This is a genomic window from Mesorhizobium sp. B3-1-7 (assembly GCF_006439385.1).
Classification (GTDB): domain Bacteria; phylum Pseudomonadota; class Alphaproteobacteria; order Rhizobiales; family Rhizobiaceae; genus Mesorhizobium.
Window position 1 is genome coordinate 29,028 of sequence record NZ_VFTL01000036.1, and the last position, 21,752, is coordinate 50,779.

The 21,752-nt window shown below is 65.1% G+C and carries 28 protein-coding genes; 17 read left to right on the forward strand and 11 right to left on the reverse strand.

The features are described 5' to 3' along the window. Window positions 1-63: 63 nt before the first annotated feature. From FJ417_RS25865 to FJ417_RS25900, 8 genes are all read left to right on the forward strand, one after another. Window positions 64-771 carry an SDR family NAD(P)-dependent oxidoreductase gene (locus tag FJ417_RS25865; protein WP_140785380.1) on the forward strand — a complete coding sequence of 236 codons (708 nt, stop codon included), beginning with the start codon at window positions 64-66 and terminating at the stop codon, window positions 769-771. A gap of 78 nt (window positions 772-849) precedes the next feature. After that, entirely contained in the window at window positions 850-1,146 is a 297-nt protein-coding gene (locus tag FJ417_RS25870) for a type II toxin-antitoxin system HigB family toxin (protein ID WP_140785381.1), read from the forward strand. Further along, on the forward strand, window positions 1,146-1,562 hold the full coding sequence (locus FJ417_RS25875) for an XRE family transcriptional regulator (protein ID WP_140645508.1): 417 nt from the start codon (window positions 1,146-1,148) through the stop codon (window positions 1,560-1,562). The genes FJ417_RS25870 and FJ417_RS25875 overlap by 1 nt, the downstream gene beginning before the upstream one ends. Before the next feature lie 290 nt (window positions 1,563-1,852). Beyond that, a complete protein-coding gene (locus FJ417_RS25880) occupies window positions 1,853-3,061 on the forward strand; it encodes an ABC transporter substrate-binding protein (RefSeq protein ID WP_140652046.1) in 1,209 nt (402 codons plus the stop codon). Further along, the gene (locus FJ417_RS25885; RefSeq protein ID WP_140785382.1) at window positions 3,058-3,858 is read left to right on the forward strand and encodes an ABC transporter ATP-binding protein; all 801 of its coding nucleotides are present in this window, start codon (window positions 3,058-3,060) and stop codon (window positions 3,856-3,858) included. The genes FJ417_RS25880 and FJ417_RS25885 overlap by 4 nt, the downstream gene beginning before the upstream one ends. Beyond that, entirely contained in the window at window positions 3,851-4,555 is a 705-nt protein-coding gene (locus FJ417_RS25890; protein ID WP_140645511.1) for an ABC transporter ATP-binding protein, read from the forward strand. The genes FJ417_RS25885 and FJ417_RS25890 overlap by 8 nt, the downstream gene beginning before the upstream one ends. 7 nt (window positions 4,556-4,562) lie before the next feature. Further along, window positions 4,563-5,450, forward strand: coding sequence for a branched-chain amino acid ABC transporter permease (locus tag FJ417_RS25895; protein ID WP_140785383.1), 888 nt, complete (start codon window positions 4,563-4,565; stop codon window positions 5,448-5,450). 1 nt (window position 5,451) lies between these two features. Next, window positions 5,452-6,441, forward strand: coding sequence for a branched-chain amino acid ABC transporter permease (locus tag FJ417_RS25900; protein ID WP_140785384.1), 990 nt, complete (start codon window positions 5,452-5,454; stop codon window positions 6,439-6,441). Window positions 6,442-6,494: 53 nt separating this feature from the next. Here the strand turns inward: FJ417_RS25900 and FJ417_RS25905 are convergent, their stop codons facing one another. Continuing rightward, window positions 6,495-7,187 carry a helix-turn-helix domain-containing protein gene (locus tag FJ417_RS25905; RefSeq protein ID WP_140785385.1) on the reverse strand — a complete coding sequence of 231 codons (693 nt, stop codon included), beginning with the start codon at window positions 7,185-7,187 and terminating at the stop codon, window positions 6,495-6,497. A 176-nt stretch (window positions 7,188-7,363) separates the two neighbouring features. Here FJ417_RS25905 and FJ417_RS25910 point away from each other — a divergent pair, with 176 nt between their 5' ends. After that, the gene (locus tag FJ417_RS25910; RefSeq protein ID WP_140785386.1) at window positions 7,364-7,690 is read left to right on the forward strand and encodes a DUF1330 domain-containing protein; all 327 of its coding nucleotides are present in this window, start codon (window positions 7,364-7,366) and stop codon (window positions 7,688-7,690) included. 113 nt (window positions 7,691-7,803) lie between these two features. Then, window positions 7,804-8,340: a hypothetical protein gene (locus FJ417_RS25915; RefSeq protein WP_181182579.1), complete on the forward strand. Its 537-nt coding sequence runs from the start codon at window positions 7,804-7,806 to the stop codon at window positions 8,338-8,340. 73 nt (window positions 8,341-8,413) lie between these two features. Here FJ417_RS25915 and FJ417_RS25920 read toward each other — a convergent pair whose 3' ends face one another. Further along, the gene (locus FJ417_RS25920; protein ID WP_140785388.1) at window positions 8,414-8,887 is read right to left on the reverse strand and encodes an Lrp/AsnC family transcriptional regulator; all 474 of its coding nucleotides are present in this window, start codon (window positions 8,885-8,887) and stop codon (window positions 8,414-8,416) included. Window positions 8,888-8,997: 110 nt separating this feature from the next. Between FJ417_RS25920 and FJ417_RS25925 the strand changes: the two genes are divergently transcribed. The 5 genes from FJ417_RS25925 (at window position 8,998) to FJ417_RS25945 (ending at window position 16,496) form a co-directional block, all read left to right on the forward strand. Next, a complete protein-coding gene (locus FJ417_RS25925) occupies window positions 8,998-10,200 on the forward strand; it encodes a diaminopropionate ammonia-lyase (protein WP_140785389.1) in 1,203 nt (400 codons plus the stop codon). Then, the gene (locus FJ417_RS25930) at window positions 10,197-11,432 is read left to right on the forward strand and encodes a Zn-dependent hydrolase (protein WP_140785390.1); all 1,236 of its coding nucleotides are present in this window, start codon (window positions 10,197-10,199) and stop codon (window positions 11,430-11,432) included. Before FJ417_RS25925 ends, FJ417_RS25930 begins: the two co-directional genes overlap by 4 nt. Window positions 11,433-11,642: 210 nt before the next feature. Further along, entirely contained in the window at window positions 11,643-12,839 is a 1,197-nt protein-coding gene (locus FJ417_RS25935) for a diaminopropionate ammonia-lyase (protein WP_140785391.1), read from the forward strand. Window positions 12,840-12,989: 150 nt separating this feature from the next. Next, complete coding sequence (locus FJ417_RS25940; protein ID WP_140785392.1) at window positions 12,990-14,144, forward strand: M20 aminoacylase family protein; 1,155 nt, start codon at window positions 12,990-12,992, stop codon at window positions 14,142-14,144. 255 nt (window positions 14,145-14,399) lie between these two features. Continuing rightward, window positions 14,400-16,496 carry an EAL domain-containing protein gene (locus FJ417_RS25945; protein WP_140785393.1) on the forward strand — a complete coding sequence of 699 codons (2,097 nt, stop codon included), beginning with the start codon at window positions 14,400-14,402 and terminating at the stop codon, window positions 16,494-16,496. Window positions 16,497-16,520: 24 nt separating this feature from the next. On the opposite strand, the gene FJ417_RS25950 is transcribed toward FJ417_RS25945, so the two are convergent. Together FJ417_RS25950 and FJ417_RS25955 are read right to left on the reverse strand one after the other, a co-directional pair. Then, the gene (locus FJ417_RS25950) at window positions 16,521-16,823 is read right to left on the reverse strand and encodes an AzlD family protein (protein ID WP_140785394.1); all 303 of its coding nucleotides are present in this window, start codon (window positions 16,821-16,823) and stop codon (window positions 16,521-16,523) included. After that, complete coding sequence (locus tag FJ417_RS25955) at window positions 16,820-17,563, reverse strand: AzlC family ABC transporter permease (RefSeq protein WP_140785395.1); 744 nt, start codon at window positions 17,561-17,563, stop codon at window positions 16,820-16,822. The genes FJ417_RS25950 and FJ417_RS25955 overlap by 4 nt, the downstream gene beginning before the upstream one ends. A gap of 169 nt (window positions 17,564-17,732) precedes the next feature. Here FJ417_RS25955 and FJ417_RS25960 point away from each other — a divergent pair, with 169 nt between their 5' ends. After that, a complete protein-coding gene (locus FJ417_RS25960) occupies window positions 17,733-18,191 on the forward strand; it encodes an Lrp/AsnC family transcriptional regulator (RefSeq protein ID WP_140785396.1) in 459 nt (152 codons plus the stop codon). A 46-nt stretch (window positions 18,192-18,237) separates the two neighbouring features. Here the strand turns inward: FJ417_RS25960 and FJ417_RS25965 are convergent, their stop codons facing one another. The 5 genes from FJ417_RS25965 to FJ417_RS33965 form a co-directional block, all read right to left on the reverse strand. Beyond that, window positions 18,238-18,555 (reverse strand): plasmid stabilization protein, encoded by a 318-nt coding sequence (locus tag FJ417_RS25965; protein ID WP_140652014.1) that lies wholly within the window; start codon window positions 18,553-18,555, stop codon window positions 18,238-18,240. A gap of 35 nt (window positions 18,556-18,590) precedes the next feature. Beyond that, complete coding sequence (locus FJ417_RS25970; RefSeq protein ID WP_140640884.1) at window positions 18,591-18,788, reverse strand: hypothetical protein; 198 nt, start codon at window positions 18,786-18,788, stop codon at window positions 18,591-18,593. A gap of 25 nt (window positions 18,789-18,813) precedes the next feature. Continuing rightward, on the reverse strand, window positions 18,814-19,032 hold the full coding sequence (locus FJ417_RS25975; RefSeq protein ID WP_140652012.1) for a hypothetical protein: 219 nt from the start codon (window positions 19,030-19,032) through the stop codon (window positions 18,814-18,816). Window positions 19,033-19,059: 27 nt separating this feature from the next. Next, a complete protein-coding gene (locus FJ417_RS25980) occupies window positions 19,060-19,554 on the reverse strand; it encodes a hypothetical protein (protein WP_140640888.1) in 495 nt (164 codons plus the stop codon). Between the two features lie 169 nt (window positions 19,555-19,723). Continuing rightward, on the reverse strand, window positions 19,724-19,939 hold the full coding sequence (locus FJ417_RS33965; RefSeq protein ID WP_095768385.1) for a KGG domain-containing protein: 216 nt from the start codon (window positions 19,937-19,939) through the stop codon (window positions 19,724-19,726). 327 nt (window positions 19,940-20,266) lie between these two features. Here FJ417_RS33965 and FJ417_RS25990 point away from each other — a divergent pair, with 327 nt between their 5' ends. Then, window positions 20,267-20,491 carry a hypothetical protein gene (locus FJ417_RS25990; RefSeq protein ID WP_140640890.1) on the forward strand — a complete coding sequence of 75 codons (225 nt, stop codon included), beginning with the start codon at window positions 20,267-20,269 and terminating at the stop codon, window positions 20,489-20,491. Between the two features lie 75 nt (window positions 20,492-20,566). Here the strand turns inward: FJ417_RS25990 and FJ417_RS25995 are convergent, their stop codons facing one another. Then, window positions 20,567-21,460, reverse strand: coding sequence for an alpha/beta hydrolase (locus FJ417_RS25995; RefSeq protein ID WP_140640892.1), 894 nt, complete (start codon window positions 21,458-21,460; stop codon window positions 20,567-20,569). A gap of 40 nt (window positions 21,461-21,500) precedes the next feature. Next, window positions 21,501-21,731 (reverse strand): hypothetical protein, encoded by a 231-nt coding sequence (locus FJ417_RS26000; RefSeq protein ID WP_140785397.1) that lies wholly within the window; start codon window positions 21,729-21,731, stop codon window positions 21,501-21,503. Window positions 21,732-21,752: the final 21 nt, after the last annotated feature.

Below are 21,752 nucleotides of genomic sequence, written 5' to 3' on the forward strand. Positions count from 1 at the left end.
TAATCAATCGGTGCGATCGATGCGATCTTGCTGTCGACACGCACAACCGAAGGAGGAGAAGCAATGACCGGCCACACAGATCATTCCGGCAAGGTGGCGCTCGTCACCGGCGGCAATCGGGGCATCGGCCTGGAAACGGCGCGCCAACTCGCCGAACTCGGCTTCACCGTGCTGATCGGCGCGCGCGATCTTGCCAAGGGCGAGGCGGCGGCGAAGCGGCTTGGCGGCAAGGTCGAAGCCATCGCGCTGGATGTCGCCGCGTCCGAGGCCGCAGCCCGCGCCGCGGCCGAGGTCGAGCGCCGCTTCGGCCGGCTCGACGTTTTGGTCAACAATGCCGCCATCCATTACGACCCTTCGGCGCGCGCGCTCAAGCCCGACTGGACGGTGATCCGCGAGGCCTTCGAGACCAATGTCTTCGGCGCCTGGCGCGTCGCTGCCGCCTTCGCGCCGCTGCTCGGTGCCTCCGGCCATGGCCGGCTGGTCAACGTCTCGTCGGAAGGCGGCTCGCTCGCTTCGATGGGCGCCGGCGCCCCGGCCTATTCGACCAGCAAGGCGACGCTCAACGCGCTGACCCGCATCCTGGCCGCGGAGCTGCGCGGCGCGGGCGTGCTGGTCAACTCGATCTGCCCCGGCTGGGTCGCGACCGACATGGGCGGTCCCGGCGGACGCCCGGTGGCGCAGGGAGCGGCCGGGATCGTCTGGGCCGCGACCTTGCCCGACGACGGCCCGACCGGCGGCTTTTTTCGCGACGGCAAGCCGCTGCCGTGGTGAGCGCGTCGATGAGATGGATATTTCCCAATTTGGGTAAGTACCCTTTGTTCCCAGTTTGGGAAATGGCTATATGGGTGCATGCAAATCGTCAGCAGGAAAACGCTCGTCACCTTCTGGACGAAGCATCCGCAATCCAGGATGCCGCTGACGGCCTGGTTCAATGCATCGAGCAAGGTCGACTGGAAGGGACCGGCTGACGTCAAGGAACAGTTCGGCGCAAATGTCGATTTCGTAGCTGATAACCGTCCGGTGTTCGACATTGCGGGCAATAAGTACCGGCTGATTGTGCATGTAAGCTACACGTTCAAGAGAGTGTTCATCAAATTCGTCGGCACTCACGCCGAGTACGACAAGATAGACGCGGAGAAGGTGTGATGGACAACATCCGACCCATTAAGACCGAAGCCGATTACGATTGGGCGATTGCGGAGATCACTCGCTATTTTGACAAGGAGCCCGTTCCCGGCACGCCTGACGCCGATCGTTTCGATGTTCTTGCTGAACTTATCGAAGCATACGAGACAAAACACTACCCTATCGCGGAAACCGACCCGGTGGACGCGATCACTGCTCATATGGAGATGGCCAATCTCAGCAGGCAAGCGCTGATAAAGCTGCTCGGGTCAGCGTCGCGTGCATCTGAGATTCTAGCCCGCAAGCGAGCGCTGACGATGGACATGGCTTTCAAGCTCAATCGTGAATGGCATATCCCTGCAGAGGTCCTGATCGTCCCTTACCACTTGGCCGATCAGGGCAACACAAAGGACAGAAAAGCCGCCGCTCGCGCTTGACCGTCCCGGGGCGCCTCATCACCATACGACCGCCCCTTGATCGTCTCCGGCAACTGGTCATCCCAATCTTCTGCCATGCTACGAAAATAGCATTCTCGGCCCGCGACATGTGGTGCTAGGCTCGCGCCCGTGCCCCCAAGGCACGCCGTGGCCCAGCCCGCAAACAAGAGGACCCGCGAGAGGAGGAGCGGCAGAGCGGGATCGAGGCTCCAATCCAAAATCCGAAGGAACTGTTGAACCATCGCGAGGCAGCCGCGTTTCCCATGGTTGCCATATGGGAGGAACCACCAGTGAAAGCATCCTATCTCGTCTCGGCCGCGCTCCTTGCGGCATCCGCAATGCCGGCCGCGGCCGGCGAAATCTCCGACGGCAAGGTCAAGATCGGCATCCTCAACGACCAGTCGGGCGTCTATGCGGATTTCGGCGGCAAGTGGTCGGTCGAGGCCGCCAAGATGGCGGTCGAGGATTTCGGCGGCAAGGTGCAGGGCGCGCCGATCGAGATCGTCAGCGCCGATCATCAGAACAAGCCCGACATCGCCTCCAACATCGCGCGCCAATGGTACGACACCGAGCAGGTCGACGCGATCATGGAGCTCACGACGTCTTCCGTGGCCTTGGCCGTCCAGGGGCTTTCCAAGGAAAAGAAGAAGATCGACATCGTCACCGGCGCAGCCTCCACCGACCTCACCGGCAAGCAGTGCTCGCCCTATGGTTTTCACTGGGCCTATGACACCCATTCGCAGGCTGTCGGCACCGGCGGCGAGTTGGTCAAGCAGGGCGGCGACAGCTGGTATTTCATCACCGTCGACTACGCCTTCGGCTATTCGCTGAAGGACCAGACCGCCAAGCTGGTCGAAGCCAGCGGCGGCAAGGTGCTGGGCGAGGTGCGCTATCCGCTCGGCTCCACCGACTATTCCTCCTTCCTGCTCCAGGCGCAGTCCTCCGGCGCCAAGATCGTCGGGCTTGCCAATGCCGGCCTCGACACCTCGAACTCGATCAAGCAGGCGGCGGAATTCGGCATCGTCGCCGGCGGCCAGCGGCTGGCGGCACTTCTCTTCACGCTCGCCGAAGTGCATGGGCTCGGCCTCCAGGCGGCGCAGGGCGTGGTGCTGACCGAAGGCTTTTACTGGGACCGCGACGACAAGAGCCGCGAATTCGCCCAACGCTTCTTCAAGCGCACCAACCGCATGCCGAACATGATCCAGGCCGGCACCTACTCGGCGGTGACGCAGTATCTGAAGGCCATCGACAAGGCCGGCACCGACGAGACCGAGGCCGTGGCCAAGGAACTGCATGAAATGCCGGTCAACGACGTCTTCACCGCCAACGGCAAGGTGCAGGCCGACGGCTCGATGGTGCACGACATGTATCTCTACCAGGTCAAGAAGCCAGAAGAGTCGAAGAAGGACTGGGACTACTACACCTATCTGGCGACCATTCCGGGCGACAAGGCCTTCATGAAGGCCGAAGACAGCGGCTGCCCGCTCGTCACCAAGTGACGCTCGACACCGCCACCGCTGTTCGCCCGGACAGCACCGATCAGGCGCCGCGGGTGGTGCTTTCCGCCCGCGGCCTCAGGCGCGACTTCGCCGGCTTCGTCGCGGTGAAGGATGTCGACCTCGACGTCCATCACGCAAAAATCCATGCGCTGATCGGCCCGAACGGCGCCGGCAAAACCACCATCTTCAACCTGTTGACCAAATTCCTGCAGCCGACCAGCGGCAGGATCGAATTGCTCGGCACCGACATCACCCGCGCGCCGCCGGCTAAAGTGGCGCGTATGGGCCTCGTCCGTTCCTTCCAGATATCGGCGATCTTTCCGCATCTCTCCGTGCTCGACAATGTGCGCGTGGCGCTGCAGCGTCCAGGCGGGCTCGGCTACCAGTTCTGGCGCCCGGTCGCCGCACTGGATCAGCTCACGCCAAGGGCGAGCGAGCTGCTCGCCATCGTAGGTCTTGACGACGCGGCGTATCGGCTCGCCGGCGATCTTTCCTACGGCCGCAAGCGCGTGCTGGAGATCGCGACCACGCTGGCGCTCGACCCGAAAGTGCTTCTGCTCGACGAGCCGATGGCCGGCATGGGACTTGAGGATGTCGGCATGATCTCCGGCATCATCCGCTCGTTGGCGAAGGACCGCGCCGTGCTGATGGTCGAGCACAATCTCACCGTGGTTGCCGACCTCTGCGACTGGATCACCGTCATGCAGCGTGGCCAGGTGCTGGCGGCCGGCGACTATGCCACCGTCAGCCAGGACGAGCGCGTGCGCGTCGCTTACATGGGAACCGAGCATGAGTGAGCCGCTGCTTGCCGTGCGCGACCTCCACGCCTGGTATGGCGAAGGCCATGCGCTGCACGGCGTCGACCTCGATGTCAGGCGCGGCGAGACCGTGACGCTGCTCGGCCGCAACGGCGTCGGCAAGACGACGACGTTGCGCGCCATCATGGGCCTGATCCGCAAGCGCACCGGCTCCGTCACCTTCAACGGCAAGGACCTGATCGGCCTGCCGCTTCACCGCGTCGCCCATCAGGGCATCGGCTTCGTGCCTGAAGAGCGCGGCATCTTCGCCACCCTTACCGTCGACGAGAACCTGATCCTGCCGCCGGTCGTGGCCAAGGGCGGCATGAGCGTGGAAGAAATCTTCGAGCTCTTCCCCAACCTCAAGGAACGCCGCGACAGCCAAGGGACAAAACTGTCCGGCGGCGAACAGCAGATGCTGGCGATTGCGCGCATCCTACGCACCGGCGTCGAGATGCTTTTGCTCGACGAGCCGACCGAAGGCCTGGCGCCGGTCATCGTCCAGCGCATCGGCGAGCTGCTGGCGACGCTGAAGAAGCGCGGCATGACCATCCTGCTGGTGGAACAGAACTTCCGCTTCGCCGCCCGCATCGCCGACCGCTTCTACCTGATGGACCACGGCAAGGTGGTGGAGGGTTTTGCCGTCGGCCAGCTGTCCGCGCACACCGACAAGTTGCACGAAGTGCTGGGGGTATGATCGCGCCATGTTGACGGTCTTCGGCATCCCCATCCAGGCCTTGCTCGGGCAGCTCCTTGTCGGCCTGATCAACGGCTCCTTCTACGCCATGCTCAGCCTCGGCCTCGCTGTTATCTTCGGCCTGCTGCGCATCATCAATTTCGCCCATGGCGCGCTCTATATGCTGGGTGCCTTCATCGGCTATCTGCTGCTGGTGCATTTGGGCATCGGCTACTGGCCGGCGCTGGTCCTTGTGCCGCTTATCGTCGGCCTGTTCGGCATGGCGGTCGAGCGCCTCGCGCTGTCGCGGCTCTACCGCCTCGACCCGCTTTACGGCCTGCTCTTCACCTTCGGCCTCGCCTTGGTGATCGAAGGCGTGTTCCGCTATTACTACGGCGTCTCGGGCAATCCCTATGCCGTGCCGGCGCTGCTCGCCGGCGGAACCAATCTCGGCTTCATGTTCCTGCCCAATTATCGCGGCTGGGTGGTGGTGGCTTCGCTCATCGTCTGCATCGGCACCTGGCTGCTGATCGAAAAGACGAGGCTTGGCTCCTATCTGCGCGCCGCCACCGAGAACCCGCAACTGGTGCAGGCCTTCGGCGTCAACGTGCCGCTGCTGCTCACGCTCACCTACGGGCTGGGCGCGGCCCTTGCGGGGCTCGCCGGCATTCTCGCCGCGCCCGTCTACCAGGTCAGTCCGCTGATGGGTTCGGACCTGATCATCGTCGTCTTCGCCGTCGTCGTGATCGGCGGCATGGGCTCGATCCTCGGCGCCATCGTCACCGGCTACATGCTCGGCCTCGCCGAGGGCCTGACCAAGGTTTTTTACCCGGAAGCCTCGAACCTGGTCGTGTTCGTCATCATGGTGATCGTGCTGCTCTTGCGCCCGGCCGGCCTGTTCGGAAGGGATGCCTGAAATGAGCGAGGCAACCCTTCACGAGGAACGCGCCGCCGCCTCGCTCAGGCTCGAACGGGGGCTGATAGCGCTGGGCATCGTGGCGCTGATCGCCGCGCCCTTCTTCGTCTATCCGATCTTCGTCATGAAGATGCTGTGCTTCGCGCTCTTCGCCTGCGCCTTCAACCTCTTGCTCGGCTACACCGGTCTGCTTTCCTTCGGCCATGCCGCCTTCTTCGGCGGCGCGGCCTATTTCTGCGCCTACGCCGTTAAAGCCTGGGGCTGGCCGCCGGAGGCAGCCATCCTGCTCGGCACCGCGGGTGCCGCGGGCATGGGCCTCGTCATGGGCTTCCTCGCCATCCGAAGGCAGGGGATCTATTTCTCGATGATCACGCTTGCGCTGGCGCAGATGTTCTATTTCTTCTGCGTCCAGGCGCCCTTCACCGAGGGCGAGGACGGCATCCAGGGCGTGCCTCGCGGCCACCTCTTCGGCGTCGTCGACCTCAACGTCACCATGAACATGTATTTCTTCGTGCTCGCCGTCTTCCTCATCGGCGTCTTCGCCATCTGGCGCATCGTCAATTCGCCCTTCGGCATGATCCTGCGCTCGATAAGAGAAAACGAGAACCGCGCCATTTCGCTCGGCTATTCGGTCGGCCGCTACAAGCTCGCCGCCTTCGTCATGTCGGCGGCCCTTGCCGGCTTCGCCGGCGCGACCAAGGCGATCGTCTTCCAGTTCGCGACCCTCACCGATGTCACCTGGCAAATGTCGGGCGAGGTGATCCTGATGACGCTGCTCGGCGGCATCGGCACCATGGTCGGTCCGGTGGCGGGCGCCGGCCTTGTCGTCGGTCTCGAAAACACCTTGGCCACCTCGGGCTTTCCGGTGACGATCGCCACGGGGCTGATCTTTATGATCTGCGTGCTCATCTTCCGGCGCGGCATTGTCGGCGAGGTATATGCACGGTGGCTGGCGCCGGCGGCCGAGGACGGCAACCGTGACAAGCTTTGATTTCATGGCTTTGAGCGATCAGCCGACCGTGGCTGGATCGCCAAAGCCTGCCTTCAGGCTGCGCGCTTGGGTTCGACCGCGAACGGGCTGAGCCCGAGCCAGGTTTGCATCTTCCTGCCGATGGCCTTGTCGCCGGTCAGGACAACCTTCACGCCGGCTGTCTCGACGGTCAGCAGGCCCATCCAGATTGCGGTCATCGTGTGGAGATCGGTCGAGACGTAGAGGTCGACCTCGAAGCCCGGATCGTACCAGCACAAATCGACCTCGCCATGCTTCTCGACGATCAGCCACCACGAGCGTTTCGACGCCGGAAGATCCTGATACAGAAATTGTATCACGGTTCTTCCCTCGGGCAGCGGCGAGGGGTTCAGATTACGCCGCATGTCCCACATCAGCAGGGACGGATCGAGGTTCTTCAACGACAGCCTGGACTCGACCCATTTCTGTCCCCAAAAGCCCATTGCCTCGACGACCGGGCGCAAATCGCGTCCCGCCTCGGTCAACCGATAGTCGAAGATACCCTTCTCGCCGGGGACTTCCCGGCGCTCCACGATCCCCGCCAGCTCCAGCTCCTTCAGCCGTTGCGACAGAAGGGTCGGCGACATTTTCGGCACGCCGCGGCGCAGGTCGTTGAAGCGGGTCGAACCCGCCACCAGTTCGCGCATCAGCACCATCGTCCAGCGGGTGCACAGCACCTCGGCGGCCATCGATAGCGGGCAGAACTGCTTGTATCCGTGCTGGGCCATGATCTGTGTCCTCCCTCGAAGCTGGGTGGAACATTAGACCTTCATGAATGAAGCGGCGAGTACAGAAACTGTACCGGCCCGGTACAGATCGCGGACTGGTTGGCGCGAGCCCTGCCGTGCGAGCCGTTTGGCCGACGCACGGGATACCCCTGTGCGCAGCAACCAGGAGACTGACCATGACCGCTTACCTTATCGCGGATATCAAGGTGAAAGATCCGAAATGGATACCGGACTACGCCGCGACCGTGCACGACCTCGTTCACAAGCACGGCGGCAGATATCTGGCGCGCAGCGGCAATGTGAAGACGCTCGAGGGCAAGCCGCTCGACACGACGCTGATCGCGCTGATGGCCTTCCCATCGGAAGCGGCGGCGCAAGCCTTCACCAATGATCCGGCCTACGCCCCCTTCGTGTCGGCCCGCCAGGGTGGCAGCGACAGCCGGTTCCAGCTGATCGACAACACCGACCTGGCCGGAACGATCTCGTACCTGCCGAAGGGATGATCGGCAGCCGCCGCATCGACCCCGCGATCATCAAGCACAAACAGCCACGGCGCTTGCCTGTCGTGCCGCCATCTTTGGCGGCCGGCAAGCCGTGCTTTTTCAGGAAGAACGGAATGAACATGACACCACACTTTTGGAACAGGCTTCTCATGGCAGCGGCCGCGCTGACGGCCATCACGACCTTCGCGCAGGCGCATCAGCATGCGGCTGCGTCCGTGTCCGGCGCCAGCCCGCTGGCCGACAAGGTGCGAGCGGCCAACAGCCGGTTTCTCGACGTCAAGGCCGCTACGGCCGAGGGCTATGCGCCCATTCCTTGCGCCAGCGGCATCACGGGCGGCGCCATGGGCATCCACTACGTCAACGGCCAGTATCTGAAGGACGACAAGATCGATATCGCCCGTCCGGAAGCGGTCATGTACGAGCCGATGGCCAACGGCGCGCTGAAGCTGGTGGCGGTCGAATACATCACCTCGAAAGGGCCCGCGTCGCTCGACGGCCAGCTGTTCAATTTCAACAGCGCGCCCAACCGCTACGGTCTGGGCGAGTTCTACGAACTGCATGTCTGGGCCTGGAAAGGCAACCCGACCGGCACCTTTGCCGACATGAACCCGAAAGTGTCGTGCGAACACGCGATGGCGCCGAGCCAGTAGACGCTGGAGATTGGCGAAAGCCAGGATGACTGCCGATCTCCCCCTTGTTGGAGAGATCGGCAGCTTCGACGCCTCACTCCACCGGCACTTCCAACCCTACCTTGACCCGGTCCATCGCCACGAACGTGCGAAACCTTTTGACGTTGTTGTTTGCGAAGAACAGCCGCCGGGTCAGCGCTTCGTAGTCGGCCATCGTCGCCACGGTGACGACGAGGATGAAATCGGCCTCGCCGGTGACGTAATAGCATTGCTGCACCCCGGGCACTTCGGCAAAGCCGCGCTTGGCGGCGTCGATCAGCTCGGCGCGCTCGCTCTCCACCTCGACCTCGACGAAGATGGTGATCGGGTGGCCGACCTTGGCTGGATCGACCAGCGCGACATTGGCGCGGATGACGCCCGCTTCCTCCATGCGCTTGATGCGCCGCTGCACGGCCGGCGCCGAGAGGTTGACCTTCTCGCCGATGACGCGCTGCGGCGTGGTGTTGTCCGTCTGCAGGATGGCGAGGATGGCGCGGTCGAATGCGTCGAGTTCGGGCGAAATGGACATGTCAGCGTTCCAGACGAAACAAACTTGCATTTAAAGCGCCAAAACAGAGCGCCTTTCTCGCTTCGCTTGCAATAAATTTCAGCATATCAAAGGCGCAGAAAGGCCGACCCATGTTCCTGCTCAACCGCCACCCGGACCATCGCCAGCCGCTGACCGAGGAAGACGCCGCGACGCTTGGGCTCGCCGGCGCCGGGGAGGCCGAACGCTTTCTTGCCGCGCGCGACAACCATGCCGAGACGCCGCTGCACGCCTTGCCGGCGCTGGCGGGCGAACTCGGCATCGGCGCCCTTTACCTCAAGGATGAGGGCAAGCGCCTCGGCCTCGGCAGCTTCAAGGCGCTCGGCGGCGCCTATGCCGTCATGCATCTGGTGCTGGAAGAGGCCGGCAGGCGGCTCGGCCGCGCCGTCGATGTCGACGAACTGCACAAGCCGGAGGTGAGGGCGATCGCCGCGCAAATGACCTTCGCCTGCGCCACCGACGGCAATCATGGACGCTCGGTGGCGCAGGGCGCCGGGTTTGTCGGCGCGCGCTCCGTCATCTTCGTCCATTCGGGCGTCAGCAACGAACGCGTGGCGGCCATCGCCCTCTTCGGCGCTCAGATGGTGCGCGTTGCTGGCGACTACGACCAGTCGGTCAGGGAAGCCGCCCGCGTCGCCGCCGAGCGCGGCTGGACCGTCGTCTCCGACACGTCCTGGCCGGGCTATGAGCGCATTCCAGGACTGGTGATGCAGGGCTACACCGTGATCGTGCACGAAGCGCTGAAGCGTTTGCCTGAGCCGCCGACCCACGTCTTCCTGCAGGCTGGCGTCGGCGGCTTCGCCGCGGCGGTGGCCGGCCATCTCGCCATCAGGCTTGGCGAGGATCGGCCGAAGACAATCGTGGTCGAACCCGCGCGGGCGGCGTGCGTCTACGCCACCGCGAAGGCCGGGCGTCCTGTCGCCATCGCGCACAGCAAGCCCACGGTGATGGCGATGCTCGAATGCTATGAGCCGTCTTTGGTCGCCTGGCGCGTGCTGTCGCGGATCGGCGATGCTTTCATGACGGTCGAGGAAGAGGATGCGATCTCGGTGATGAACCGCCTGGCGCGACCCGAGGCGAACGATCCGGCGATCGTCTCCGGCGAGAGCGGCGGGGCAGGCCTCGCCGGGCTGATCCGCGCTGCCGGCGACAGGAAGATACGGGCGGCGCTCGGCCTCGACTCCAGCTCCCGCGTGCTGATCATCAACTCCGAAGGCGCGACGGATCCTGGCCGCTATGCCGAGCTGGTCGGCATGGCGCCGGACGAGGTCGCAAACGCAAGGCTGCCGGCATGAGCAATCTGACGATCAACGCCGACCGGCTCCTGGGCCGCATCCATGAGCTCGGCGGTTTAGGCCGCGATCCGCAGGGGAGGCTGGTCCGCGTCGCCGCTTCCGACATGGACAGGCTCGGCCGCGACCGCCTTGTCGGCTGGCTGGAAGAGGCAGGGCTTGAGGTCGCCGTCGACCGCATCGGCAACATTTTTGGGATATGGAAGGATGGCGCCAACGAAAGCCAGGCGCCGCTCATGCTCGGCTCGCACATCGACACGGTGATCGACGCCGGCATCTATGACGGCTGCTATGGCGTGCTTGCCGGCCTCGAAGCGATCGAGAGCCTGAAGGAGGCCGGCTTCGCGCCGGCGCGCCCGCTCGTCGTTGCCGCCTTCACCAATGAGGAGGGCGTGCGCTTTTCGCCCGACATGATGGGTTCGCTGGTCTTTGCCGGCGGCCGCGGCCTCGGGGAAGCGCTGGCCTCGGTCGGCACCGACGGCACGGTGCTGGGCAAGGAGCTCGAGCGCATCGGCTATGCCGGCAACCACGAGCCCGGCTTCCTCATGCCGCATGCCTATGTCGAATTGCATGTCGAGCAGGGGCCGGTGCTCGAGCGCGAAGGCATCGCCATCGGCGCCGTCGAGAACCTGCAGGGTATTTCGTGGCAGCGCATTACGATCGACGGCGAGGCCAACCATGCCGGCACCACGCCCATGTCGATGCGCCGCGATGCCGGCGTCGCCGCCGCGCGGGTGATCGGCTTTCTCGCGGACCGGGCCAATGCGTCGTCGACGCGCACGGTCGCGACCGTCGGCACCATCGCTTTCGAGCCCAACGCCATCAACGTCATCCCGTCGCGGGCGACCTTCACCATCGACCTGCGCGACCCGGTTGAAACGCACCTTCGCGAGGAAGAAACCGCGCTCGCCGCTTTCCTCGACCAGCTTGCCGCAAGCACCGGTGTCACCATCCATGCCGAAAGCCTGGCGCGGTTCGAGCCGGTGACCTTCGATGCCCGCATCGTTTCGCTGATCGAGGATGGCGCCAAGGCCGCCGGCCTTTCGTGCCGGCGCATGACCTCGGGCGCCGGACACGACGCGCAGATGATTGCGCGCATCGCGCCGTCGGCGATGATCTTCGTGCCGAGCCGGGGCGGCATCAGCCACAACCCGGCCGAGTTCACCGCCGCCAGCGAGCTTGTTGCCGGCGCCAATATCCTGCTCGGCGTCGCCGCCCGGCTGGCGGCCGACTGATAGGGGGCTGGTGTCTACGGCGTTTCGGCGGCACGCCGTCAGGCCAAATACCACCAAAAATAGTCAAGTTGGCTGTATCGAATCCTTCCGAAGCGAACATTCGGCGACATCTGGTCGAAACAGAAATCAATCACTTAGCCAATCAAGGCGCCGGAATCGCGCCGGAATCGCACCCGCCAACAGAATTCAGTGCCTAGCAGGAAGACTAGCATGCTGCTTCTCAACCAACGTCCAGAATACAACCAGCCGTTGGTTGCCGCTGATGCCGAGTCGCTCGGCATGGCCGGCGGCGCGCGGGCAGAGCATTACCTCAAGGCGCGCGACAACGATGCGGAAACGCCGCTGCATGCCTTGCCGGCGCTGGCCCAGAAGCTCGGCATCGCGGCGCTTCACGTCAAGGATGAGGGCCAGCGTCTTGGCCTGGGCTCCTTCAAGGCGCTGGGCGGCGCCTATGCCGTTATGCGGCTGGTATTGGAGGAGGCCGGCAAGTGGCTCGGGCGCGATGTCGATATCAGCGAGATAAACGACGCCAGGGTGCGCGAGATCGCGTCGAGCATGATCTTCGTCTGCGCCACCGACGGCAACCATGGCCGCTCGGTGGCGCAGGGCGCCAGCCTCGTCGGCGCGCGATCGGTGATCTTCGTCCATGCCGGCGTAAGCCGTGAGCGTGTCGCGGCCATCGCCCGCTTCGGCGCCGAGATCGTCGAGGTCGAAGGCGGCTATGACCATGCGGTGCGCGAAGTCGCCCGCGTCGGCGCCGAGCGCGGCTGGAAGATCGTCTCCAACACGTCCTGGCTGGGCTATGAGCGCGTCCCCGGACTGGTCATGCAGGGCTACACGGTGATCGTGCGCGAGACGTTGCGGCGCATGGCAGAGCCGCCCACGCATGTCTTCCTGCAGGCCGGCGTCGGCGGCTTCGCCGCGGCGGTCGCCGGCCATATGGCTGTCATGCTTGGCTCCAGGCGGCCGAAGGCCGTGGTGGTCGAGCCGCGGCGCTCGGCCTGCGTCTACGCTTCGGTTGAGGCCGGACGTCCGGCAACGATCGCAAATCAGGAGCCGACCGTGATGACGATGCTCGAATGCGCCGAGCCGTCCTTGGTCGCCTGGCGCGTGCTGGCGCGCGTCGGCGATGCCTTCATGACGGTGGAAGAGGAGGATGCGGTCGCGATGATGAAGCGGCTGGCGCGGCCGCTGGGCAACGATCCGGCCATCGTCTCCGGCGAGAGCGGCGGGGCAGGCCTCGCCGGGCTGGTCCGCGCCGCGGGCGACAGGCATAAGCGCACGGCGCTCGGCCTCGATAGGCATTCGCGCGTGCTCGTCATCAACTCGGAGGGCGCGACCGACCACGGCCGCTTTGCCGAGCTGGTCGGGATGGCGCCGGAAGAGGTGTTCCTGCAGACTGCGTGAAAGCAATTCCAGGAAAAGTGCCGAGCGGTTTTCCGTCCGGAATTGCGTCAAGAAAAGAGCAATTCCAGGAAAAGTGCCGAGCGGTTGGGCTCGGCGACTTCGCCGTAGCCTTCCCGAATTGCGTCGAGAAAAGGGGCTTGAGGGGCGACGATGGCTGAACTCGACCAACAGGCTTTGCACAGCGAGATGACGGCGTGGCGGCGCGACCTGCACGCCCATCCCGAGTTCGGCTTCGAGGAAAAACGCACAGCGGCGTTCGTCGCGCAAAAGCTGCGCGACTTCGGACTTGAGGTGGCCGAAGGCGTCGGCGGCACCGGCGTCGTCGGCACGCTGACCCGCGGCAGCGGCAATCGCGCCATCGCGCTGCGCGCCGACATGGATGCGCTGCGCATCGCCGAACAGGGCACGCAAGCCTGGCGCTCGCAAACACCCGGCACCATGCATGCCTGCGGCCATGACGGTCATACCTCGATGCTGCTCGGCGCGGCAAAGCTGCTTGCCCGCGAAGGCGGCTTCGACGGCACGGTGCGCTTCATCTTTCAGCCGGCCGAGGAATGGGGCAGGGGCGCGCTGGCCATGCTGGACGACGGCCTGCTCGAGCGCTTCCCTTTCGAGGAGATATTCGGGCTGCACAACATGCCTGGCCTGCCCATCGGCCATTTCGAGACCCGCAGCGGCCCGGTCATGTCGGCCGAGGACAATTTCGAGATCGTGCTCAAAGGCCTCGGCGGTCACGCGGCGCGGCCGCATGCCGGTCAGGAGGCGCTGGTCGCCGCCTGCGCGCTGGTCGTCAACCTGCAGACCATCGTCTCGCGCCGCCTGAGCCCGGCCGATATCGGCGTCGTCTCGGTGACCGAGCTTATCACCGACGGGACCCGCAACGCGCTGCCGGGGCTGGCGCGCATCCTGGGCGATTGCCGCAGTTTCCGGCCCGAGGTGAGCGCCGCGATCGAAAAGGAGATGCGCCGCATCGCCGAGGGCACGGCCCAGGCCTATAACGTCGCGGCTGAAGTCGCTTACACCCGCGAGTTCGTGCCTTTGATCAACGACGCGGCGCTGGTGGACGAGGCACTTGCGGCGGCCCGTACGGTGCTGGCCGACGACGCTGTCCGCGTCGCGGCTGAGCCGATGACCGCCTCGGAGGATTTCGCCCGCTTCCTCGACCATGTCCCCGGTTGCTTCGTCTTCGTGGGCAATGGCGGCACCGTGCCGCTGCACAACCCGACCTATGATTTCAACGACGAGGGCCTGCTGCACGGCGCGCGTTTCCATGCGGCGGTGGTGAGGAGACGGCTGGACGGTTAGCAATCTCCCCCCTTGTGGGGAGATGCCCGGCAGGGCAGAGGGGGCGCTGTCCCGCCAGCGTTTCAGGCTGTCGCAGGCGAACAGCTTTGCCAGCAGCCTTGATCGAAACTCCTGCAACGCCGCGATCCTTCACGCCCCCCTCTGGCCTGCCGGCCATCTCCCCCACAAGGGGGGAGATTGGCTGAACCGCCCCCGGTAACTCTTTCTTCTCTGCTTTCATGCAGTATTGCTGCGACGGGACGGCAAGAACAAAGAATGGCGGACGACGACAAACGCAACGGCAAGTTCTGGGCGCAGGCGCTCGACCGGGCTCATCTCGGCTTGTGGGACTGGAATCTGTCGACCGGCGATTGCTATTATTCGCCGACCTGGTCGAAGATGCTGGGCTATGAGGCGGACGAACTCGCCAACACGCCCGATCTCTGGCTGAAGCTCACCCATCCCGACGACCGCCAGCGCGCGCAGGAGAGCGGCGACCGGCACATTGCGGGCATCGTCGATTCCATCGAAACCGAGCTGCGCCTGCGCCATAAGGATGGCCATTGGGTCTGGGTGCTCGACCGCGGCGGCATTGTCGAGCGCGACGCCGACGGCAAGCCGCTCAGGCTGATGGGCGTGCAGACCGACATCACCCGGCAGAAAGAGGCCGAGGCGGCGCTCGAGCAGGTCAATGTCCGCTTCCGTCTCGCGCTTGCCGCCAGCGGCACCGGCATCTGGCACCACGATATCGGCACCAGGAAAAGCTATTGGGACGCGCGCACGCGCGAGATATTCGGCCTCGTTGCCGATATCGATGAGGTGACGGCCGACCTGTGGCACACCTATCTTCATCCCGACGACAAGGACGCCACCGAACGGGCCCACCAGATCGAGCCCGGCTCTAGCAGCGTCGTCGCCTCGCAATACCGGATCGTCCTTCGTGACGGCGAAGTCCGCCATATCGAGTCGCTGGTGCGTTTCATTGCCGGCGTCGGCTCGGCCGGTCAGATTTTGGGTACGGTGCGCGACATCACCGAGGAGAAGAGGCGCGCCGAGGAGCTTGCCTTCGCCGCGCGTCACGACGCCCTGACCGGGCTGCTCAACCGTTCGGCCTTCGACCGGCTGCTTGCCGAGAACATCGCCATGGCCGGGCGGCTGCCGCTTGCCGTGTTCTATGTCGACCTCGACTACTTCAAGGCGCTCAACGACTATGCCGGTCATGCCGCCGGAGACCTGGCGCTGAAGAGCGTCGCGGCTGGCATCCTCGCCAGCCTGCCCGCGTCGGCGCAGGCGGCCCGCCTCGGCGGCGACGAATTCGCGCTGCTGGTGCCGAACTGCAATGACGCCTGTGCCGAGCACCTTGCCCGCGCGGTGCTCGCCGCGGTGCGCAACGCCGATCTTGGCTCTGCCATCACCTCGCGCAGGCTTGCCGCCAGCATCGGCATCGCCTTCGTGCGCGACCGCAACATGACGGTGGCCGACGCGCTCGCTTGCGCCGACGATGCCTGCTACGCCGCCAAGGCCGGCGGTCGGGACCGCTTCGCGGTGTTTTCGCCGGAAACGACGTCGGGCGCCGGCGGCCTCAACGCCGCGCGGCTGGCCGCCGACCTGGTCGATGCGATGGAGGACGGCCGGCTGAAGCTGTTCGGCCAGGAGATCCACCAGCTCGGCCAGCCATGGGAAGACAGCCGCCACGTCGAGGTGCTGGCCAGGCTCGAGGCCCGCAACGGCAAGATGATCCCGCCCGGCGATTTCATGCCGGTCGCCGAACGCTTCGGCCTTGCCGCCCGGCTCGACCGCTGGATCATCCGCGCCGCGCTGACGCGCCACGGCGAGGCGATGCGCGCAGGCGCCATCTCGCTCGACTTCAACCTGTCGGCGCAGACGCTTTCCGATCCGCAGCTCTGGGATTTCGTCGACGAGGCCATCGCCGACAGTGGCGCGCCGGCGTCGGCCATCGGCTTCGAGATCACCGAGACCGCCGCCGTCACCAATTTCGATGCCGCGGCGGAGTTCGTGCGCAAGGCGAGGCTCCGCCATTGCCGCGTCAGCCTCGATGATTTCGGCGCCGGCATGAGCTCGTTCGAATATCTCAGGCGCTTTCCCATCGACGCCATCAAGATCGATGGTTCCTTCGTCGAGCATATCGCCGAAAGCCGCTTCGACCGCGAGATCGTTTCGGCGATCACCGGCATCGCCCGCTCGATGGGCGCCGCGGTGGTGGCGGAAAAGATCGAGGAGAAAAACGCGCTGGAGATTCTCATGGGCATGGGCGTCGCCTATGGCCAGGGCTATTTCCTGCACCGGCCCGAGCCGCTGGAAGCGATCGTGGCAAGGGCGACCGGCGGCGCGCGGGGGATGCGGGCTGGTTAAGTGTCTCCTCCGTCGGGGGAGAGATCAGCCACCCATCAGCCACCGCAACGCTCCAGCCGAAGCCACCCCGATCACCACCGTCGGCAGCATCGACAGCCGTGTCGCCGCCAGCACCGTGATTGCAAGCGCGGCGAGATCGGCCGGGTTCCTCGAGACGAAGTCCGGCGCGATCACCGAGATCAGCACGCAGCCGGGCGCGGCCGCCATCACCGCCGTGGCGCGCGGGCCGAGCGTGCGGTTCCTCAGCACCACATAGCCGCCGATGCGGGTGAGGTACGTCACGCCGGCCATCGCCAGGATGGCGAGCACGGTCATCGGATCGATCATCTCTCACCTGCCAGGAACCACGCGGCCACCAGGCCGAACAGCGCGCCGGCCGCCACATACCAGGCGCCGGGGACGACAAGATAGACGAGCGCCGCCACCACCAGGCTGACCAGCCAGGGCCGCGCCGCGGCAACGCCCTTCCACATGCCGCGAAGCAGCACCAGGAAGACGGCCGGGAAGGCCATTGCAAAGCCGTATGTTTCGACGTCGCCAAGCACCGGCCCGAGTGCCGCGCCGCAAGTCGTGAACGCCACCCAGGCGAGGTAGAACGGCAGGCCGGCGCCCAGATAGAAAGGCAGGCTGAAGGCCGGCCGCAGGCCGGCGGCGGCGCGGCGCTGTGCATCGGCCAGGCCCACGGCCCAGCTCTCGTCGCACATCAGGAACAGCGCCGGAAGAACCTGTCGCTTCGGCAAATGCTTGATGAACGGCGCAAGTGCGGCGCCCATCAGGAAATGCCGGCTGTTGACCAGGAAGGTGATGGCGGCGATCAGCAAGATATGCGGCGGCGAGGTCCAGAGCTGGATGGCCGCGAATTCCGAGCCGCCGGCGAAGTTGAGCCCGGTCATCAGCGGCACCTCGACGACGCCGAGGCTTTTCTGCGAGGCCTGCGCGCCAAGCACCAGCGCGTAGGGGATGATGCCGAGCAGCACCGGCGTCGAGGCGGCGAGCCCGCGCCGGAACTCGGCACCGCGTCCATCGGTGCTTTGGCCCTCGGCGAGGGCGATCTCGGAAATGCTCATGGCTTTGCCTGCGGCTGGCCTTGCGGCCGCCGTTCTCCCGCTCGGTTGTCGGTTATCGGTTGCCGGACCATAGCCGAAACGCCCGGCAATTGGGTTGCGAAGATACGCCGTTTCTGCAAATATTTGGCAGCAGATGGCGTATTTTGGCCGAAGGTTGGAATCTGACACCATGAAGCTGGATGAGATCGACAGGCGCATCCTGCGCGCCTTGCAGCGCGACGGGCGCATGGCCAACAACGATCTCGCCAGGGAAGTCGGCCTCTCGCCGTCGCCTTGCCTGCGCCGCGTCAAGCTTTTGGAGGAGACGGGCGTCATCGACCGCTATGTCGCGGTGCTCAACCCGGCCAAGATCGGCCGCGGCCAGACCTTCTTCACCCGCATCTGGCTGAAGCAGCAGGACGAGGACACGATCGAGCATTTCGCCGCCGAGGTGGCGAAGTTCCCGGAAGTGATGGAGTGCTATCTGATGCTGGGCGACTGCGACGCCATGGTGCGGATCGTCGCCGCCGGCATCGACGACTACCGCCGCTTCCAGTCGGAGCATCTGAGCCGCATCAAGGGCGTGCAGAACGTCAAGACGGATGTGCCCAGCCAGACGATCAAGCAGACCTCGGAGATGCCACTGTAGGGGCATTCTCCCCTTGTGGGACCCACAAGGGGAGAAGGGGAAGTCCTCAATGATGCGCGTGGCTCTCATTCCGTTTGCGCGTCGCCGCCGCCTTTTTCGCCGAAGCCGATCTGTCCGCCGCGGAGCGCTCGCCGGAGGCCTTGCCGCCCGTCCTGCCGCCCTTGTGCGCGGCCGGATTGCCGGTGTGCTTGCCGCGGCCGGAACCGCCTTCCTTCTTGCCGCCGGCGTCGTCCTTGTTGACGGTCGCCCAGGCGCGCCGCTCGGCTTCCTTTTCGGACACGCCGCGCTTTTCATAGCCTTCGGCGATATGGTCGGCCTTGCGTTCCTGCTTGTCGGAGTATTTCGATTTGTCGCCACGTGGCATTTGCTTGCTCCTTGTTGCGCTGAGTGAAATCGGCCTCAGGAACCTTTCTTCTTAGCGACATCGCCGAGGTCGGACCGTTCTGGATCCTTGTTGTTCTCGCCGGCCGCGTCGCGGTTCTTGTCGGGATCGTCCTTCGGCCTCAGATAGCCCGGTGGGCGGTTGCCCTTCGGGCCCTCCCAGCGCGGCCATTGCTCGGTCGTTCCGGGCCGTCCCGGATGTGGTTCGTTGCTCATGGTCTGCCTCGCTTTCGTAGAAGGGTCAGCCCTCCGCCTTCATGGTCCGTGCGATCTCGAGCAGTTTGTCGCGGTCGTGCCCGTGCTCGCGGATCAACTCCCGAGCCTGCTTCGGCGAAAGATCGGTGTGCTCCGCCAGGAAGCGCACATCGGGATCGTCGCCGCCCTTGGTCGGCAAATTGCCGGTCGAGGGCGCATCGGCGGCGCCCGGCCGGTTCGGTATATTGTCGTTCGCCTGGGTCATCTCAGGCCTCCTTCGATTTCCGCCTTATCAGGTCGCCGTCTGGGACTGCCTGCGGCGTGCTTGCTTCTTGCGGCGCAGCACCTCGTCGGTGCCGACGATGTCCTTCGAGCCGCCGGTGATCGCGGTCGAGACCACGGCCGGCGGATCGCTTGCCGGAAAGGAGTCCTCAAGGCCGGACTGCAACTGCTCTTCCAGCGTGTCCGGATCTTCCGAACGGCCTTCGGCGCGGCGTCCGTCGATCTCTTCCAGATCTTGCTTGGCGTCGGGATGCCCGCGCACATTGCGCAGCGTCGACACGATGAGCTCGACAGCGAATTCCTTCATCTCCTCGCCCTGCGGCGCGGCGACGTCGGTCTCCTCGATCAGCCGCACCAGCGATTGTTCGAGCTTGTCCAGTTCGCGTATCCCCTGGCAGAGCGCCAGTTTCTGCGCCAGCGAATGAATCAGCAAAGGACCGAAGATCGAATAGGCCTGCATGCGGGTCTCGTCGACGCGTTCGGGGTGAAGTGTATGCAAGGACATTGGTGCCTCCATGTAACGCCCTGCGGCGACGGCTTCGCTTGAGGCCGCCGGCCCTTAAGGGAACTGGAGGAGGGGGAAGAGGTTCCATCCCGGGCTGGAAGTCGCGGAACAGCTGGAAGTCGCGGGACACGAAAATGGCGTCCGCGAAACGCGAACGCCATTCTGAAACTCAGCGCTGACCGCCCTTGCGGCCGGCCTCGGAGGCGCGCTGGCGGTCTTCGGCGAAGTTGCCGCTGCCACCTCGATGCTGGCCGGCGCTGCGCTGACCCATGTTGCGGTCCTCGGCCTGCTGCTGCCCGCTGCCGCGATGCTGGTCTTCGCGGTTCTTGTGGCTCTGCTGGCCGGCCTTGACGTGCTGTTCGTGGGTTCCGCCTTGATTGGGCATGTCGAATTCTCCGTTGTTTCGGATTTTTCTTGAGGGTGAATTCAAGGACGCGTCCAACATCCTTGAATAAGGAGAACAGGCACCGGCAACCGATGTTCCGGCCGAAACATTTCGTGACTCGGTCAGACTGAAGTCCGATCCGGCCCGCGCATTGGGCCGGCCTGTGCAACCAAATCTCTTTTTGCGAATTGGTGAGCGGCCGACGAAAAAGCCCCCTCCATCGCCGGCCATCATGGTGTCCGCCGGTCGCCCCCCGCGCAATTCCGGCGGACACCAATATCCATAAACAAGAAGGCCGCGCAGTCGGCTTCGGAGCGAGACGACGTTTTGACCTATATCTCTGCAAAGCCCGCTCGGCAGGATGCCGAAAGCCTGCCTGCCAACGACAACCAGCGTACCACCCGTGCCGATCTTTCGTTCCTCGATGTCATCAACGACGAGAACGAGGTCGCCGACATTGCCAGGCGCGCGGAACGCCTCGGCCATGCCGCGCTCATTGCAATGGCAATCGGCCTGGCGGCCCTGCCGTTGCTCTACCTGATGCTGATGTGAGCCAGGCCGGCCGGCCGCTTGGCCGGCCGGCGCCATCTCCGGGAAAGAGCCTCTCATCTTCCGGAGAAGAAGGCGTCATCTTCCAGAGAAGAAGGCGTCGAGCGTGGCCGCCGTTTCGATCGGCGACTCCTCCGGAAAGAAGTGGCCGCCGGGCATCGCTCCGCCGCTGGCATCGTCGGCCCAGTTCCGCCATATGCCCAGCGGTCCGTCTTCGTCCCGATACCATTCGGCCAGCGCCCCATGCTCGCTCCACAGCGCCAGCACGGGGCAGGATATACGCCGGCCGGCCTCCCGGTCCGCATGGTCGTGCACACGGTCGAGCGAAGCCGCCGCGCGATACTCTTCGCAGATGGCGTGGATATGCGCCGGATCGCGCAGGGCATCGACATAAGCTTGCCGCACGCCGGGCGGGAACGCGTCGGCTGCGGATCCCCAGCCGGAAAGCGCATTGTCGACGATTGCTTCGCCCGCCGCCGCCAGTATCGTCTCCGGCAGCGGCTCGGGCTGCGCCAGCAGCGACCACGGCCAAAAGCTTAGCGCGAGTCTCGCATCCGCCCGGTCCCAGGCCTCCGCGGTAGGGATGATGTCGAGCACGGCGAGCTTCTCGACGCGGTCCGGATGATCGAGCGTCAGCCGGTAGGCGACGCGTCCGCCGCGATCATGGCCGGCGACCAGGAAGCGTTTGAAGCCGAGTTCTTCCATAAGCACGACCATGTCGGCGGCCATGGCGCGCTTGCCGTAGGGCGCGTGGTCGGCGGCCGATGGCGGGCAGGAGCTCTGCCCATAGCCGCGCAGATCGGCACAGACGACGGTGAAATCCCGCGCCAGGCTCGGCGCCACGTCGCGCCACATCACATGCGTCTCGGGAAAGCCGTGCAGCAGAAGCAGGCCGGCCCCACTGCCTGCTTGGCGGGCGAAGATGCGCGCCTCGCCAGTGTCGATTTCCAATGCCTCAAAATCGGCGAACATGCTTGCCTCCTGCGGGATGCGGCGCTGAGGGCCGAACGCCTCAGGTCCAGGTCGAGTCCAGGGTCAGCGACGCCTCGAAGATCTGCGCCTTCTCGGTGCGCAGCTTCACGGTGATCTTCAACTGTTCGGTCCCGGGCGCCTCGTCGCGGGCGATGTCCTGCAGGATGCGCGACGCCTCAAGGCGGGCGCGCTCGCGGTTGGCAAAAAGCTGCCCCTGGTCGTCAACCTGGCCATGCTCGGCGTTATAGAGGTCAAAATAATAGCGTTCCATCGATGAAGCACTCCAGGCGGT